General features: G+C 58.5%; 8 protein-coding genes, 2 tRNA genes and 3 rRNA genes. 3 read left to right on the forward strand and 10 right to left on the reverse strand.

The window, feature by feature from the left end; all coding sequences use genetic code 11:
• Together mraZ and coq7 are read right to left on the reverse strand one after the other, a co-directional pair.
• On the reverse strand, positions 1-429 hold the full coding sequence (gene mraZ, locus BRPE64_RS11655) for a division/cell wall cluster transcriptional repressor MraZ (protein ID WP_044041595.1): 429 nt from the start codon (positions 427-429) through the stop codon (positions 1-3).
• A gap of 453 nt (positions 430-882) precedes the next feature.
• On the reverse strand, positions 883-1,533 hold the full coding sequence (gene coq7 / locus BRPE64_RS11660; RefSeq protein ID WP_016346329.1) for a 2-polyprenyl-3-methyl-6-methoxy-1,4-benzoquinone monooxygenase: 651 nt from the start codon (positions 1,531-1,533) through the stop codon (positions 883-885).
• A 526-nt stretch (positions 1,534-2,059) separates the two neighbouring features.
• On the opposite strand from coq7, the gene BRPE64_RS11665 reads away from it, so the two are divergent.
• On the forward strand, positions 2,060-3,223 hold the full coding sequence (locus BRPE64_RS11665; protein WP_016346330.1) for a porin: 1,164 nt from the start codon (positions 2,060-2,062) through the stop codon (positions 3,221-3,223).
• Between the two features lie 160 nt (positions 3,224-3,383).
• Here BRPE64_RS11665 and BRPE64_RS11670 read toward each other — a convergent pair whose 3' ends face one another.
• Both BRPE64_RS11670 and BRPE64_RS11675 read right to left on the reverse strand, forming a co-directional pair.
• Positions 3,384-5,057, reverse strand: a complete 1,674-nt coding sequence (locus BRPE64_RS11670; RefSeq protein WP_016346331.1) for a long-chain fatty acid--CoA ligase — start codon at positions 5,055-5,057, stop codon at positions 3,384-3,386.
• A 128-nt stretch (positions 5,058-5,185) separates the two neighbouring features.
• Positions 5,186-7,267, reverse strand: coding sequence for a molybdopterin-containing oxidoreductase family protein (locus tag BRPE64_RS11675; RefSeq protein WP_044041597.1), 2,082 nt, complete (start codon positions 7,265-7,267; stop codon positions 5,186-5,188).
• 165 nt (positions 7,268-7,432) lie between these two features.
• Here BRPE64_RS11675 and BRPE64_RS11680 point away from each other — a divergent pair, with 165 nt between their 5' ends.
• Positions 7,433-8,623 (forward strand): M20 aminoacylase family protein, encoded by a 1,191-nt coding sequence (locus BRPE64_RS11680; RefSeq protein ID WP_016346334.1) that lies wholly within the window; start codon positions 7,433-7,435, stop codon positions 8,621-8,623.
• 151 nt (positions 8,624-8,774) lie between these two features.
• On the opposite strand, the gene rrf is transcribed toward BRPE64_RS11680, so the two are convergent.
• From rrf to BRPE64_RS11705, 6 genes are all read right to left on the reverse strand, one after another.
• Positions 8,775-8,888, reverse strand: a 5S ribosomal RNA gene (gene rrf, locus BRPE64_RS11685).
• A gap of 121 nt (positions 8,889-9,009) precedes the next feature.
• Positions 9,010-11,890, reverse strand: a 23S ribosomal RNA gene (locus BRPE64_RS11690).
• A 299-nt stretch (positions 11,891-12,189) separates the two neighbouring features.
• A tRNA-Ala gene (locus BRPE64_RS11695) sits at positions 12,190-12,265 on the reverse strand.
• A gap of 48 nt (positions 12,266-12,313) precedes the next feature.
• A tRNA-Ile gene (locus tag BRPE64_RS31905) sits at positions 12,314-12,390 on the reverse strand.
• A gap of 63 nt (positions 12,391-12,453) precedes the next feature.
• A 16S ribosomal RNA gene (locus BRPE64_RS11700) occupies positions 12,454-13,987 on the reverse strand.
• The 16S, 23S and 5S rRNA genes sit together here with 2 tRNA genes alongside, the layout of an rRNA operon.
• A gap of 489 nt (positions 13,988-14,476) precedes the next feature.
• A complete protein-coding gene (locus BRPE64_RS11705) occupies positions 14,477-15,253 on the reverse strand; it encodes an enoyl-CoA hydratase (RefSeq protein ID WP_016346335.1) in 777 nt (258 codons plus the stop codon).
• Between the two features lie 137 nt (positions 15,254-15,390).
• On the opposite strand from BRPE64_RS11705, the gene paaN reads away from it, so the two are divergent.
• Positions 15,391-17,100, forward strand: a complete 1,710-nt coding sequence (paaN, locus tag BRPE64_RS11710; protein WP_016346336.1) for a phenylacetic acid degradation protein PaaN — start codon at positions 15,391-15,393, stop codon at positions 17,098-17,100.
• Positions 17,101-17,216 lie beyond the last annotated feature (116 nt).

The raw sequence follows: 17,216 nt of genomic DNA on the forward strand, positions 1-17,216 counted from the left end.
TCAGAAGGTGAAATTTTTGAGCGCGTCGGGCATGCCTTGCGCCATTGCCGCGGCTTCCTTCGCGGCGTACGTCTGCGAGTCCCACAACTCGAAGTGCGCGCCCATTCCGAGCAACGTCACTTCCTTTTCGAGCGACGCGGCCGAGCGCAGCTCGGGCGACACCAGCACACGCCCGCTGCCGTCGAGTTCGACGTCCATTGCATTACCGAGAAAAATGCGCCGCCACCACATGGCTTCCATTGGAAGCGCGGCGACCTTGGCACGAAAGACTTCCCATTCAGGGCGAGGAAACAGCAACAGGCATCCATCCGGGCTCTTCGTGAGCGTCACCCGGCCTTCTGCCTGCCCTTGCAGCGCTTCACGATAGCGAGACGGCACGGACATCCGCCCTTTCGCATCGAGTGTCAGCGCCGACGCCCCTTGGAACACTCGCCCTTCTCCCCATTGCGACCGGAGACGACGCCAAAAGCGCTTTCTCCGGCACCTTGCTTACGCTGTCGATGCCCACGCGGGCACCGCTCCTGTCGCGATTTCGTTTGAAAATGGCCTCTGAATCACACAAAAGACCACTTTCTCACACTGTCTCCCACTTTAGAGGAAGCGATTTCCTCGGTCAAGACGCGTAACTTTTTTTCGAGTGGTTTTTACTCGCTAGAACAAGGACTTAGCGAACGTGCTTGAAGTGACGGAGAAAGAGAAAAGCGTTATGAATTAGAGAGCTAGTGCGGGATGTGAAGGTAGTACGTGAAATTCGTTGGCGAAATGAGGGAAATGTAACGGTTCTTCTGGCGGATTTTCGGGCCGCAGGTGGGATTTTGGCCGCGAGGCGCCTCGGCTGATACGTGGGCATCAGTCGAGGCGTTTAGTGCATCGTAAAAAGCACTATATATAGTACGCCGTAGTCGTCATGACTTTCGATGCGGCGCGCATCAGCGTACGCACGGGAAACGGCACTTCGCTTCCGCCCGCGCCGATCGCCGCCGCCGCATGCGCGCTTTCATCGAGGCGCATCTGCTCGACGATGGCACGCGAGGCGTGATCGTTCGCGGGCAAGGTTTTCATGTGGCCGTCGAGATGCTGCTCGACCTGACGCTCGGTCTCCGCCATGAAGCCGAGACTCGCGCGATCGCCGAAACGGCCTGCGACGAATCCGATCGCGAGCGCCCCCGCGTACCAGAGCGGATTCAGCAAACTCGGACGGGAATCGAGGTCTTTCAGGCGCCGCGAAGTCCACGCGAGATGGTCTTCCTCCTCGCGCGCGGCGTGCTCGAAGTTCGCCTTGAGTTCGGGCGAATGCGTGGCGAGCTTCTGCGCCTGGTAGAGCGCCTGAGCGCACACTTCGCCGACGTGGTTCACGCGCATCAGCCCGGCCGAATGCGCACGCTCCTTCTCGGTCAGCGGCGACTCGTCGGCAAGGAGATTCGCGCCGGCGTCCGTCAGCGGAGATTCGGGAATCGGTCGCGACATGCGACTCACGCCGGCCATCGAGCGCAGGCCACGGTCGAACTCGCTGATGACTTCATCGAGTGTCATTTCTCACCTCTCTTCGTATTCCGCCGTCGACGTATGACTTGCAGGGTAGCGGCAATTCGTATCGTTGCAGCACATCTGCGCGAATGGGTTCGCCGCATCGCGCTTCGACACGGTGTCAGCGGGAAAACCCGAATCTTAGCGCACCGCAGCCGATGCCAATGCCAGCGCTGCCGTCTGCGAGCTTGCGCAAGCGCAACGTCGTTCGATACAGAAAGTGTCCTATTAATGTCCGTTTCGCGAGCGCGAGGGGATGCTCGAACATCCGGAATTGCCTCAATCCCACGCCCCATTTTTGGGAACTAGGGCAAACACGGGTCGCGAAAATCCTGCAAAACCAACATTTTAGCGCCTGTTGCGTAAACGTCACATGAGTGCCTTGGACCGTTTCCTTTTCCTTTGTCCACTAAAGCCTATTTGTTACATTACGTACCACCTTCGTTAAGAAGCCCGGCAGGGACGTCAACACACTGGCGCTAGAACAGTGACCTTGCCAAACAGTCGCAAACACTCCCTGGAGATCTATTCAATGAAAAAGTCGCTTCTCGCTCTCGCTGCATTGGGCGTTTTCGCTGGCGCCGCACATGCGCAGAGCAGCGTGACGCTGTACGGCATCATCGACGCAGGCTTCGTGTACTCGAATAACAGCAGCGGTCAAAAGCTGTACTCGATGAACAGCGGCAACCTGCAAGGTTCGCGCTGGGGTCTGCGCGGCACGGAAGACCTGGGTGGCGGTCTGAAGGCCATCTTCGTGTTGGAAAACGGCTTCAACGTGTTCAACGGCCGTCTGGGTCAAGGTGGCGCTGAATTCGGCCGTCAGGCATACGTCGGTCTGTCGTCGCAGTTCGGCACGGTCACCCTGGGTCGCCAGTACGACTCCGTGGTTGACTACACGGGCGCATTCGAAGTCGGTAGCCAGTGGGCATCGTACTTCGGCGCGCATCCGGGCGACCTGGACAACATGAACAACTCGAATCGCGTGAACAACGCGATCAAGTACACGAGCGCGAACTACGCAGGCTTCACGTTCGGCGGTCTGTACAGCCTCGGCGGCAACGCTGGCCAGTTCAACCGCAACCAGATCTGGTCGGTCGGTCTCGGCTACTCGCAAGGTCCCCTGCAATTGGGCGCGGGTTACTTGAACGTCAAGGACCCGAACTACTCGTTCTTCGGCAACACCCCCTCGTCGAGCACCACGTCCTCGAACATGGGCGGCAGCCGCGTGTACTCGGGCTACGCTTCGGCGAAGACGCAGCAAGTGATCTCGGCAGGCGGTGCTTACACGTTCGGCGCAGCAACGGTCGGCGCGACGTATAGCAACACGCAGTTCAAGGATCTGGGTTCGGAGCCGGGCACGGGTCTGACGCCGGTCGGTGGTTACACGGGCGGCACGGGCAAGTTCCACAACGCCGAAATCAACTTCAAGTATCAGCTGACCCCGGCGCTGCTGCTGGGCGTGGCGTACGACTACACGAAGGGCTACGGCCTGGGCGACGCCAAGTACCATCAGGCTATGCTCGGCGCGGACTACTTCCTGTCCAAGCGTACCGACGTGTACATCGATGGCGTGTATCAGCACGCAAGCGGCACGGACTCGACGAACCGCACGGCAGTCGCGAACATCAACGGCCTGTCGCCGTCGTCGACGACGAACCAGGTTGCTGCGATCGTCGGCATCCGCCACAAGTTCTAATAAGTCGTAACACAGCGGTATCTTCTGAAAGGCGCCTTCGGGCGCCTTTTTTTCGTTCGCGTTCCAGCGGCGATGCGTGCCTGCATGTCGCGCATGCACAACAAAAAAGCCTTCGTATCGCGAGATACGAAGGCTTTCTGTGTGCAGAGACTCTGCGAGGCTAGGCGCGCCCGTCGCGCAACTCTCGCCGCAGGATCTTGCCGACATTGCTCTTCGGCAGATCGTTACGAAACTCGATCGTGCGCGGACGTTTATAGCCCGTGAGCCGCTCCTTGCAGTAGGCCATGACGTCGGCCTCGGTCAGGCTCTGATCCTTGCGCACGATGAAGAGCTTCACCGCTTCGCCCGAATTCTGATCCTTCACGCCGACCGCCGCGACTTCGAACACGCCGGGCAGCATCGCCACGACATCCTCGATCTCGTTCGGATAAACGTTGAATCCCGAGACGAGAATCATGTCCTTCTTGCGATCGACAATCTTCACGTAGCCGCGTTCGTCGAGCACGCCGACATCGCCCGAACGGAAGAAGCCATCGGGCGTAATCACTTTCGCCGTTTCGTCGGGACGGTTCCAGTAGCCGGCCATCACCTGCGGTCCGCGAATGCAGATTTCGCCCGGCTGGCCGAGCGGCAGTTCGTTGTTGTCGTCGTCGCGGATGGACAGCTCCGTCGACGGAAGCGGCAGGCCGATCGTGCCCGTGTACTCGGTCGCGGTCACCGGATTGCACGTGACGCAAGGCGACGTTTCCGACAAGCCATAGCCCTCGACGATCGGCACGCCCGTCACCGCGAACCAGCGCTTCGCCACAGCTTCCTGAACTGCCATGCCGCCGCCATTCGCCGCGATCAGCTTCGAAAAGTCCAGTTTGCCGAAATCGGGATGATTCAGCAGCGCGTTATAGAGCGTATTGACCGCCGGAAACGTGTTGATCTGGACGCCCTTCAGTTCCTTGATCGTGCCCGCGATGTCGCGCGGATTCGGAATCAGCATGCCGACACCACCCGTGCGGATCGTCAGCAGCCCGCACACCGTGAGCGCGAAGATGTGATACAGCGGCAGCGCAACCACGCAGACAAACTGGTCGATGTCGGGGCGCCGCGTGCGCGCCGGGTTCAGCCACACTTCGGACTGCAGCACGTTCGCGACCAGGTTGCGATGCGTGAGCGTCGCGCCTTTCGCCACGCCCGTTGTGCCGCCGGTGTACTGCAGGAACGCGACGTCGTCCGGGGTCTGCTCGACGGGCGCGAGCGTGGCGCGGCTGCCTTCGTCGAGCGCGTCCTTGAAACGGATGCTTCCCGGCAGGCTCCACTCGGGCACCATTTTCTTCACGCGCCGGACCACGAAATTGACGAGCAGTCCTTTCATGCCCATGAGATCGCCCATCGCCGCGACGACCACATGTTTGATCGACGTATTCCGGATCACCGCTTGCAGCGTGACCGCGAAATTCTCGAGGATGACGATAGCTTCCGCCTCGCTGTCCTTGAGCTGATGCTCGAGTTCGCGCGGCGTATAGAGCGGATTCACGTTGACGACGATATAACCCGCGCGCAGCACAGCCGCGATCGCCACGGGATATTGCAGAACGTTCGGCATCATCAGCGCGACGCGCGCGCCGGGCTTCAGCCCCTTCTTCTGGAACCACGCGGCAAGATTTCTCGACATGGTGTCGAGCTCGCCATAGGTGATTGCCTGCCCCATGCAGACGAACGCGCGCCGGGCGCGGTTCGCGCGAAAACTCTCGTTAAGCAATGCGGAAACGGACCGATACGCCGATGCATCGATTTCCGCAGGCACGCCGGCCGGGTACGACTTCAGCCAGGGTTTCTCCATACGGCGTCTCCTTTATATGATTTTAGAATGGTCGTGCGGAAACGAAATCCTAGCCTCTCGTTCGATCTCCCACAACTGGGTTAGACGCCATGCACCAGACTCGTTCAAGCCCCTTCTGTTCGTGACTGTCAATGCATTGGCTCCACTTCGACCAGACAGTCGTAAAACGTGGCCGATCCCCCGAGATCGGTCAGCGCCTGGCTCGTCACCTCATTGGCGTTGCGGCCGTCAGGCGAGAGCTTTTTCCACCAGATCGACAAGCCGACGACGACGCCCTCGCGCGCCCGGTCCGTCACACGCGCGCGGGCCTGCATCGAACCGCGATCGTTGAAGATGCGCACCAGCGTGCCGTCGACGATGCCGCGCGCCTGCGCATCGTCGGGATGGATGTCGAGATGCGGTTCGCGCTCCGTCGCGCGCAAACTCTCAATGTTCACGAAGCTGCTGTTCAGGAAATTGCGCGCGGGTGGCGAGATCATCGCGAGTGGATAGCGCGCGGCCAGTTCCGGCGAGCCATCGGCGGATTCATACGGCGGCAGATAATCCGGCAGCGGATCGAGTCCCTCGCGCTTCAGCCGCTCGCTGTAGAACTCGCACTTGCCGGACGGCGTGCGAAACCCGCCCTCTGCCAGCGGCGCGTCGGCGATCCTGAGTTTTAGCCAACCGGACGTCTTCAGCGTCTCCCAGCTTTCGCCTTCGAGCGTGCGGTCGTCCCAGCGGAAGGCCTTCGATGCAATCTGCTCGTCGCTTTCGAAGAGCGCCGGTTCGACGAGACCCATCGCGCGCGCAAGACCGCGAAAGATCTCGGTATTCGGCCGCGCCTCGCCGACAGGCGGAATCGCCGGCGGATTCGCCATCACGTATGTATGTCCGTATGACTTGTGCACATCGAGGTGTTCGAGCTGCGTCGTCGCGGGAAAGATCAGATCGGCATAGTCGGCGGTATCTGTCTGGAAGTGTTCCAGCACGATGGTGAACAGATCGTCGCGTGCGAACCCGGCCGCGACTTTCGCCGAATCCGGCGCCACCGCGACCGGATTCGAGTTGTAGACGATCAGTGCTTCGACCTTCGGTCCGAAGCTGTCATCACCCGGATGCAGGAGCGCGTCGCCGATCGCGTTCATGTTGATGGCGCGCGGCGTTTTCGACGGCCAGCCCGGCAGCAGGTCCGCGCGCTCGAGCGCACTGCCGTCGACAGGCGCCCAACCCGACGACGACAGCAGCAAGCCGCCCGCGCGCTCGCGCCACGCGCCGGTAAGCGATGGCAGACAGGCAATCGCGCGCACCGCGTTGCCGCCGCCGCGCACGCGCTGCATGCCGTAGTTGAGGCGAATCGCGGCCTTTTTCGTCGATCCGAACGCACGCGCCAGTTCGACGACCACGCTTTCCTCGATGCCGCAAATCTCCGCCACGCGAGACGGCGGATACTGCGCGGCGCGGGCCGCGAGTTCATCGAAGCCGAGCGTATGGGCGCGAACGTATTCGTGATCGATGAGATCCTCGCGGATCAGCACGTCGATCATGCCGAGCGCGAGCGCCGCATCGGTGCCCGGACGAAGCGCGATGTGCTGATGGCATTTTTCCGCCGTCAGCGATTTATACGGATCGATCGCGATCAGCTTTGCGCCTCGACGCTTGGCCTCTTGCGCACGCGTCCAGAAATGCAGGCTCGACGCGATCGGGTTTGCGCCCCAGATCAGGATCAGTTCGCTTTCTTCGTAAAACTCGAAGTGCATACCGAGGCTGGCGCCGTAGGTGTAGCGCAGGCCGGCCGCACCCGCCGCGGCGCAAATGGTGCGCTCCAGACGCGATGCTCCGAGCACATTGAAGAAGCGCGCCGCGATACTTTCGCCTTGCACGAGGCCCATCGTGCCGGCATAGCTGTACGGAACAATCGCTTCGGGCGCGCGCCTGGCGATTTCGCCGAGTCGGTTCGCGGCGAGATTCAGCGCTTCGTCCCAGCCGATCGGCTCGAACCGGCCCTCGCCTTTGCGGCCGACGCGCCGAAGCGGCGTCAAAAGACGCTCCTTGTGATGCGTGCGCTCGGCGTAGCGCGCGACCTTTGTGCAGAGCACGCCTTGTGTCGGCGGATGTTCGGGGTCGCCGCTGATTTTGACCGCCTTTCCGTCTTTAACCGTTACGCGCAGGGCGCAAGTGTCGGGGCAATCGTGCGGGCATACGGCTCGGGCGAACTCGGCTGGAGCGTTCATCGAAAAGTCCGGTAACTCGGAAACATAAGGCGGCAGATGACGGAATTCTATTACGGGCGCTATGCGACCGGCCGTCCGATGGCGCAAATAGTGGCAGCGTAGAATAAGGAAATGAGATGCGCTGTCAATACGCGCCTTCCGAATTCAAACGTGAGAGCGATTCAAATGAATCTGATCCCAGAAATTGAAGCATCACACGAAGAAATCCGCACCCTGCGACGAACGATCCATGCCCATCCCGAATTGCGTTACGAAGAGGTCGGCACCGCGAAACTCGTGGCCGAGAACCTCGAGCGGTGGGGAATCGAAGTGCATCGGGGCTTGGGCAAAACGGGCGTCGTCGGCCTATTGAAGCGCGGGAACGGCAAAGCATCGATTGGACTTCGCGCCGATATGGACGCGTTACCGATTCAGGAGTTGAACACGTTCGGACATCGTTCCACGCACGATGGGCGCATGCACGCCTGTGGCCACGATGGTCACACCGCGATGCTGCTGGGCGCCGCCAAGCATCTCGCCGAGCACGGCAAGTTCGACGGGACGGTCGTGTTCATCTTTCAACCCGCTGAAGAAGGCGGCGCGGGCGCCAAGGCGATGATCAAGGAAGGCCTTTTCGAGCGCTTTCCCGTCGATGCCGTATTCGGCATTCACAACTGGCCGGGCATACCGGCCGGCCACTTTGGCGTGACTGAAGGGCCGATCATGGCATCGAGCAACGAGTTTCGCATCACCATTCGTGGGACCGGTTCTCATGCAGCATTGCCGCATAACGGACGTGATCCGGTATTCACGGCGGTGCAGATTGCGAATGCATTGCAGAGCATCATCACGCGTAACAAGAAGCCGATCGATACGGCTGTGCTTTCCATCACGCAAATCCACGCCGGCGATGCAGTGAACGTCGTGCCGGATTTGGCGTGGCTCGGCGGGACGGTGCGGACCTTCACGGTTGAGACGCTCGATTTGATCGAATCGCGCATGCGCAAGATCGTCGACGCAACCGCCGCGGCATACGACTGCGAAGCGGAATTGCACTTTCACAGAAACTATCCGCCGACGATCAATGCGCCAGAAGAGGCACGCTTTGCGGCGGAAGTCATGGCGGAGATCGTAGGGAAAGACAAGGTCGACAGCGCCGTCGAACCGACGATGGGGGCTGAGGATTTCTCGTTCATGCTGCTTGAGAAGCCCGGATGCTATGCGTTTCTAGGAAACGGCGATGGCGGACATCGCGAGCATGGGCACGGCGCAGGACCCTGCATGCTTCACAACGCCAGCTACGACTTTAACGACGACTTGCTGTCGATTGGATCATCGTACTGGGTGCGTTTGGCCGAGCGGTTTTTGGCGCGCTGAGGGCAAGGCGGCGATTCATTTTGAACGAATGGATCGCCTGATCTAATCGAATTCGATCGATCGAATCGCCGTTTGAACGGTGTGTTTTTGCGCGCTCGAAACGCAAAAACCCCACCTTATGGGGTGGGGTTTTTGAGTTGAGGCATGAGGAGCCTGACGATTACCTACTTTCACACGGGAGATCCGCACTATCATCGGCGTGGAGTCGTTTCACGGTCCTGTTCGGGATGGGAAGGGGTGGTACCAACTCGCTGTGGTCATCAGGCATGACTTGTTGTTGTGTCGCCGCATGGGCGCTACAACCAATCTGGGAAGAAGTAGTAAGGATGTGGGTGGCGATTGTCGCACACGCGTTACTCGCCAGTGGAGGCAAACACACTGGTTATAGGATCAAGCCTTACGGGCAATTAGTATCAGTTAGCTCAATGCATTACTGCACTTACACACCTGACCTATCAACGTCCTGGTCTAGAACGACCCTTCAAGGGGCTCGAAGCCCCGGGGATATCTCATCTTAAGGCGAGTTTCCCGCTTAGATGCTTTCAGCGGTTATCTCTTCCGAACATAGCTACCCGGCGATGCCACTGGCGTGACAACCGGTACACCAGAGGTTCGTCCACTCCGGTCCTCTCGTACTAGGAGCAGCCCCCTTCAAATATCCAACGCCCACGGCAGATAGGGACCAAACTGTCTCACGACGTTTTAAACCCAGCTCACGTACCTCTTTAAATGGCGAACAGCCATACCCTTGGGACCGGCTACAGCCCCAGGATGAGATGAGCCGACATCGAGGTGCCAAACACCGCCGTCGATATGAACTCTTGGGCGGTATCAGCCTGTTATCCCCAGAGTACCTTTTATCCGTTGAGCGATGGCCCTTCCATACAGAACCACCGGATCACTATGACCTGCTTTCGCACCTGCTCGACTTGTCGGTCTCGCAGTTAAGCACGCTTATGCCATTGCACTATCAGCACGATTTCCGACCGTACCTAGCGTACCTTCGTACTCCTCCGTTACACTTTGGGAGGAGACCGCCCCAGTCAAACTGCCTACCATGCACTGTCCCCGACCCGGATCACGGGCCAAGGTTAGAACCTCAAACAAACCAGGGTGGTATTTCAAGGACGGCTCCACCGAAACTAGCGTTCCGGTTTCATAGCCTCCCACCTATCCTACACAGATCGGTTCAAAGTCCAATGCAAAGCTACAGTAAAGGTTCATGGGGTCTTTCCGTCTAGCCGCGGGGAGATTGCATCATCACAAACACTTCAACTTCGCTGAGTCTCGGGAGGAGACAGTGTGGCCATCGTTACGCCATTCGTGCAGGTCGGAACTTACCCGACAAGGAATTTCGCTACCTTAGGACCGTTATAGTTACGGCCGCCGTTTACCGGGACTTCAATCAAGAGCTTGCACCCCATCATTTAATCTTCCGGCACCGGGCAGGCGTCACACCCTATACGTCCACTTTCGTGTTTGCAGAGTGCTGTGTTTTTATTAAACAGTCGCAGCCACCAGTTTATTGCAACCCTTTCACCCTCCTGGCGCAGGCCAGTCAAGCTACAAGGGCGTACCTTATCCCGAAGTTACGGTACCAATTTGCCGAGTTCCTTCTCCCGAGTTCTCTCAAGCGCCTTAGAATACTCATCTCGCCCACCTGTGTCGGTTTGCGGTACGGTCATTATTAGACTGAAGCTTAGAGGCTTTTCTTGGAACCACTTCCAATTGCTTCGCTTCCGAAGAAGCTCGCGCCACACCCTTGAATCCTGTGCCCGGATTTGCCTGAGCACCTTCTCCAATGCAGCGACCGGGACTTCCAACACCCGGACAACCTTCCGCGATCCGTCCCCCCATCGCATCTAACAATGGTGCAGGAATATTGACCTGCTTCCCATCAGCTACGCATTTCTGCCTCGCCTTAGGGGCCGACTCACCCTACGCCGATGAACGTTGCGTAGGAAACCTTGGGCTTACGGCGAGGGGGCTTTTCACCCCCTTTATCGCTACTCATGTCAGCATTCGCACTTCCGATACCTCCAGCATGCCTTTCGACACACCTTCGCAGGCTTACGGAACGCTCTCCTACCATGCATATAAATATGCATCCGCAGCTTCGGTGACTGGCTTGAGCCCCGTTACATCTTCCGCGCAGGACGACTCGATCAGTGAGCTATTACGCTTTCTTTAAAGGGTGGCTGCTTCTAAGCCAACCTCCTGACTGTTTTAGCCTTCCCACTTCGTTTCCCACTTAGCCAATCTTTGGGACCTTAGCTGGCGGTCTGGGTTGTTTCCCTCTTGACACCGGACGTTAGCACCCGATGTCTGTCTCCCGTGATTGCACTCTTCGGTATTCGGAGTTTGCTATGGCGTAGTAATCCGCAATGGACCCCACAACCATGACAGTGCTCTACCCCCGAAGGTGATACACGAGGCACTACCTAAATAGTTTTCGGAGAGAACCAGCTATTTCCAAGTTTGTTTAGCCTTTCACCCCTATCCACAGCTCATCCCCTAACTTTTCAACGTTAGTGGGTTCGGTCCTCCAGTACGTGTTACCGCACCTTCAACCTGGCCATGGATAGATCACTTGGTTTCGGGTCTACGCCCAGCAACTGATCGCCCTATTCGGACTCGCTTTCGCTACGCCTGCCTTAATCAGTTAAGCTCGCTACTGAACGTAAGTCGCTGACCCATTATACAAAAGGTACGCCGTCACCCGTTTCCAGGCTCCGACTGTTTGTATGCATGCGGTTTCAGGATCTATTTCACTCCCCTCCCGGGGTTCTTTTCGCCTTTCCCTCACGGTACTGGTTCACTATCGGTCGATCACGAGTATTTAGCCTTGGAGGATGGTCCCCCCATCTTCAGACAGGATTTCACGTGTCCCGCCCTACTTGTCGTACACCTAGTTCTTCCAAACTGTTTTCGTCTACAGGGCTATCACCTGCTATGGCCGCACTTTCCAGAGCGTTCGACTAACAATTCAGATAAAGAGTACAGGCTGATCCCATTTCGCTCGCCACTACTTTGGGAATCTCGGTTGATTTCTGTTCCTGCGGTTACTTAGATGTTTCAGTTCACCGCGTTCGCTTCGCTAGACCTATGTATTCAGTCTAGGATGACCCATTCGGGCCGGGTTTCCCCATTCGGACATCTACGGATCAAAGCTCGTTTGCCAGCTCCCCGTAGCTTTTCGCAGGCTACCGCGTCCTTCATCGCCTGTGATCGCCAAGGCATCCACCACATGCACTTGTTCGCTTGACCCTATAACGAGTGTGTCTGCCTGGGCGTTTCCGCTTGCGGCCGACTTCTCGTCATAGGCTGAGTATTCGCGTTGTGCCGTATTCCAAAGCAATCTTTCGATTACCTTTTCATACTTGATACAATCACTACCCTGAGTTCTTACTCACACCCATCTCTAAGTGCTTTCATCACTCTCTTTACTACTTCTTCCAGATTGTTAAAGAACGTTTAGCCGACAAGCTCACTTCCATGCTTGCAGCATCAACTGGCTACAGTCGCCAATGCACAGCGCTCACGCGGAACGCTGTGCATTGAGGACTTGGTGGAGGATGACGGGATCGAACCGACGACCCCCTGCTTGCAAAGCAGGTGCTCTCCCAGCTGAGCTAATCCCCCTTCGTGGCCTGACTATGAGTGGTCACTCCGTCAGCACGCCTTTTCGGGTGGTGGGTCTGGTTGGATTCGAACCAACGACCCCCGCCTTATCAAGACGGTGCTCTAACCGACTGAGCTACAGACCCTTAGCCTGTCTTTCTTACAGCCGATAAGCGTGAGCGCTTAGATAACTTCGTGCGAAGCTCGAGAAAGGAGGTGATCCAGCCGCACCTTCCGATACGGCTACCTTGTTACGACTTCACCCCAGTCATGAATCCTACCGTGGTGACCGTCCTCCTTGCGGTTAGACTAGCCACTTCTGGTAAAACCCACTCCCATGGTGTGACGGGCGGTGTGTACAAGACCCGGGAACGTATTCACCGCGGCATGCTGATCCGCGATTACTAGCGATTCCAGCTTCACGCAGTCGAGTTGCAGACTGCGATCCGGACTACGATCGGTTTTCTGGGATTGGCTCCACCTCGCGGCTTGGCAACCCTCTGTTCCGACCATTGTATGACGTGTGAAGCCCTACCCATAAGGGCCATGAGGACTTGACGTCATCCCCACCTTCCTCCGGTTTGTCACCGGCAGTCTCCTTAGAGTGCTCTTGCGTAGCAACTAAGGACAAGGGTTGCGCTCGTTGCGGGACTTAACCCAACATCTCACGACACGAGCTGACGACAGCCATGCAGCACCTGTGCGCCGGTTCTCTTTCGAGCACTCCCGCCTCTCAGCAGGATTCCGACCATGTCAAGGGTAGGTAAGGTTTTTCGCGTTGCATCGAATTAATCCACATCATCCACCGCTTGTGCGGGTCCCCGTCAATTCCTTTGAGTTTTAATCTTGCGACCGTACTCCCCAGGCGGTCAACTTCACGCGTTAGCTACGTTACTAAGGAAATGAATCCCCAACAACTAGTTGACATCGTTTAGGGCGTGGACTACCAGGGTATCTAATCCTGTTTGCTCCCCACGCTTTCGTGCATGAGCGTCAGTGTTGGCCCAGGGGGCTGCCTTCGCCATCGGTATTCCTCCACATCTCTACGCATTTCACTGCTACACGTGGAATTCTACCCCCCTCTGCCACACTCAAAGCCTGCCAGTCACCAATGCAGTTCCCAGGTTAAGCCCGGGGATTTCACATCGGTCTTAACAGACCGCCTGCGCACGCTTTACGCCCAGTAATTCCGATTAACGCTCGCACCCTACGTATTACCGCGGCTGCTGGCACGTAGTTAGCCGGTGCTTATTCTTCCGGTACCGTCATCCCACCACCATATTAGGGCGATGGTTTTCTTTCCGGACAAAAGTGCTTTACAACCCGAAGGCCTTCTTCACACACGCGGCATTGCTGGATCAGGGTTGCCCCCATTGTCCAAAATTCCCCACTGCTGCCTCCCGTAGGAGTCTGGGCCGTGTCTCAGTCCCAGTGTGGCTGGTCGTCCTCTCAGACCAGCTACAGATCGTCGCCTTGGTAGGCCTTTACCCCACCAACTAGCTAATCTGCCATCGGCCGCCCCTATAGCGCGAGGTCCCGAAGGATCCCCCGCTTTCTTCCGTAGATCGTATGCGGTATTAATCCGGCTTTCGCCGGGCTATCCCCCACTACAGGACACGTTCCGATGTATTACTCACCCGTTCGCCACTCGCCACCAGGGTTGCCCCCGTGCTGCCGTTCGACTTGCATGTGTAAGGCATGCCGCCAGCGTTCAATCTGAGCCAGGATCAAACTCTTCAGTTCAAACCTGTTACTGTTTTTCGGTTGTTTTACCAACCGGTCGCTCACTCAACGTACTGACGATGATTAATCCATCCGTAGACAGATAAACCTTCCTCTTAATACTTCGCGTGAGACTCTTGATTACTTTTGCTATTGCTACGATTCCGAAGAACCGCAACCGCACTTGCCATCAAGCGCCCACACTTATCGGCTGTTAGTTTTTAAAGAACATTCGCAAGGCACTTCAACTTCCGTCTTGCGTCGCTGCGTCAGCAGCAGAGAAACGAGATTATGTACGTCTTTTCAGTTACTGTCAACAAGAATTTGAAGCTTTCTTTTCTTGCCAACCGCGCTTCGGAGCAGATCCAACTTTTTGCGTCCGTACCACCTAGCGCCAACCGAAACCACCGCACCGCTACTTCTCCCGCTCCCTTCGCGTTCGTTGAATCGCGAAGGAACGGAATTCTAGTTATTGGATTCGAGAAGCGCAAGCGTTTTCTCGAACAATCTTCATCGATGCTTAAATGCCGGTTTGCGCTTCTCGACGAACGCCGCCATGCCTTCCTTCTGATCTTCAGTCGCGAACAATGAATGGAAGAGGCGTCGCTCGAAATGCACGCCCTCCGAAAGCGTCGTCTCGTAGGCGCGGTTGACTGCCTCCTTGGCCATCATCACCGCAGGCAGCGAGAAGCCGGCGATGATCGTGGCGGCTTCGATCGCTTCATCGAGAAGACGCTCCGCTCCCACCACGCGAGACACGAGTCCCGCGCGCTCAGCTTCGCTCGCGTCCATCATGCGGGCGGTCAGGCACATGTCCATTGCCTTGGCTTTGGAGACCGCACGCGGCAAACGCTGCGTGCCGCCCGCGCCGGGAATGACGCCGAGCTTGATCTCCGGCTGGCCGAACCTGGCCGTTTCCGCCGCAATGACGATGTCGCACATCATCGCGAGTTCGCAACCGCCGCCGAGCGCGAAGCCGGCCACCGCCGCAATGATCGGCTTGCGGATCGAGCGAATGGTTTCCCAATTGCGCGTGATGTAGTCGCCCTTGTACACGTCCATATAGGAATAGCTGGCCATCATGCCAATGTCCGCTCCCGCCGCGAACGCCTTCTCGCTGCCGGTCAACACGATCGCGCCGATGTCCTCGTCGGCGTCGAACGCCTTCAGCGCGGCGCCCAGTTCGTCCATTAGCGCATCGTTGAGCGCGTTGAGCGCTTTCGGACGGTTCAACGTGATCAGTCCGACACGACCGCGCGTTTCGACCAGCAGATTCTCGTAAGCCATTCGCACCTCCTTGCGATCCTCAGGTAAGCCCTAATGAAAACAGTTCGTCACTGCATCCTAATAATGCTAACATTCCCAACCAACCGGTCGGTTAATTATTTAACCCGGCGCCCCTTCACGTTCCTCTTCTCGCGACCATGACACATCCGCTATTCACGAAGCACGAAGCGACGCTCGACAAGGCGCTCGCGGCCATCGAAACGCGTGGCTACTGGAGCCCGTTTGCCGAAATGCCGAGCCCCAAAGTGTACGGGGAAACGGCCAACGCCGACGGAGAGGCCGCGTTCAAAGCACATCTCGGCAAGACGTTCGAACTCGATCAGCCGTCGACGGGCGAGACCGTCGGGCAGGAACGTTCGCCGTTCGGCATCGCGCTCGACATCCGCTATCCGAAGTCCGATCCCGATGCGCTCATTCGCGCCGCCGCCGATGCTCAAGCCGGGTGGCGCGCCGCCGGCCCGCAAGCGTGGGTCGGCGTGAGCCTTGAAATCCTGTCGCGCCTGAATCGCGCCAGTTTCGAGATCGGCTACAGCGTCATGCACACGACCGGCCAGGCTTTCATGATGGCCTTCCAGGCCGGCGGCCCGCACGCTCAGGACCGCGCGCTCGAAGCCGTGGTCTACGCATGGGATCAACTGCGCCGCATCCCGGCCGAAGCGCACTGGGAAAAGCCGCAAGGCAAAAACCCACCGCTCGCCATGCAGAAGCGCTTCGCAATCGTTCCGCGCGGCACGGGTCTCGTGCTCGGTTGCTGCACGTTCCCGACCTGGAACGGTTATCCCGGCATGTTCGCCGACCTCGCGACCGGCAATACGGTTATGGTCAAGCCGCATCCGGGCGCCATTCTTCCGCTTGCGGTGACCGTGCGCATTGCCCGCGAAGTGCTGCGCGAAGCCGGCTTCGATCCGAACGTCGTCACTCTGCTCGCGACCGCGCCCAACGACGGCGCGCTCGTTCAGGAACTGGCCGTGCGTCCGGAAATCAAGCTGATCGACTTCACGGGCAGCACGCAAAACGGCACGTGGCTCGAACGCAATGCGCATCAGGCTCAGGTCTATACCGAGAAGGCGGGCGTGAATCAGATCATCATCGATTCCGTGGACGACATGAAGGCCGCCGCGCGCAATATCGCCTTCTCGCTCGCGCTGTACTCCGGCCAGATGTGCACCGCGCCGCAAAATATCTATGTGCCGCGCGACGGCATCCGCACCGCCGATGGTCAACTGAGCTTCGACGACGTCGCGAAGGCGCTCGCGGGCGCAGTCGAAAAGCTGACATCCGATCCTGCACGCGCCGTCGAACTGACGGGCGCGATCCAGAACGAGGGCGTCTCGAAGCGCGTCGCCGAGGCGCGCGCACTCGGCGAAGCCCTGCTCGACAGCCAGTCGCTCACGCATCCGGCGTTTCCCGACGCGCGCGTGCAAACCCCGCTCGTGCTCAAGCTCGACGCACGCACCGACGAAGCCAAGTTTACGAGCGAATGGTTCGGCCCGATCTCGTTCGTGGTCGCCACCGACTCCACCGCGCAGTCGCTGGAACTCGCCGGGTCCATCGCAAGCAAGCACGGCGCGTTGACGCTCGCCGTCTACAGCACCGATGAAAACGTGATCGAAGCAGCGCACGAAGCAGCCATTCGAGGCGGTGTTGCGCTTTCGATCAATCTCACGGGTGGTGTGTTCGTCAACCAGACGGCGGCGTTTTCCGATTTCCACGGCACCGGCGCGAATCCGGCAGCCAATGCCGCGCTCTCCGATGCCGCTTTCGTCGCGAACCGTTTCCGTGTCGTGCAAAGTCGGGTCCATGTTGCACCGAAGGCGGCACCCGCGGAAGCTGGCCAGACGGCATAAGCCGACAGCACAAAAGTGCAAAGGTCGATGGCGCGCCGTGCAAACGGCTTATGCCATTCGGCCTAATGGAAAGCGGCGCGGCGCGCGGCTACTATCGGTGCGTCAGTCAATCGATC

This window comes from Caballeronia insecticola, from assembly GCF_000402035.1.
Taxonomy (GTDB): Bacteria; Pseudomonadota; Gammaproteobacteria; order Burkholderiales; family Burkholderiaceae; genus Caballeronia; species Caballeronia insecticola.

What these genes read in the sequence shown, in the direction of transcription:
- BRPE64_RS11665 (WP_016346330.1), top strand. Translation starts at nt 2,060, where the DNA reads ATGAAAAAGTCGCTTCTCGCTCTCGCTGCATTGGGCGTTTTCGCTGGC.
- paaN (WP_016346336.1), top strand. Translation starts at nt 15,391, where the DNA reads ATGACACATCCGCTATTCACGAAGCACGAAGCGACGCTCGACAAGGCG.
- BRPE64_RS11705 (WP_016346335.1), bottom strand. Translation starts at nt 15,253, where the DNA reads ATGGCTTACGAGAATCTGCTGGTCGAAACGCGCGGTCGTGTCGGACTG.
- BRPE64_RS11680 (WP_016346334.1), top strand. Translation starts at nt 7,433, where the DNA reads ATGAATCTGATCCCAGAAATTGAAGCATCACACGAAGAAATCCGCACC.
- coq7 (WP_016346329.1), bottom strand. Translation starts at nt 1,533, where the DNA reads ATGACACTCGATGAAGTCATCAGCGAGTTCGACCGTGGCCTGCGCTCG.
- BRPE64_RS11675 (WP_044041597.1), bottom strand. Translation starts at nt 7,267, where the DNA reads ATGAACGCTCCAGCCGAGTTCGCCCGAGCCGTATGCCCGCACGATTGC.
- BRPE64_RS11670 (WP_016346331.1), bottom strand. Translation starts at nt 5,057, where the DNA reads ATGGAGAAACCCTGGCTGAAGTCGTACCCGGCCGGCGTGCCTGCGGAA.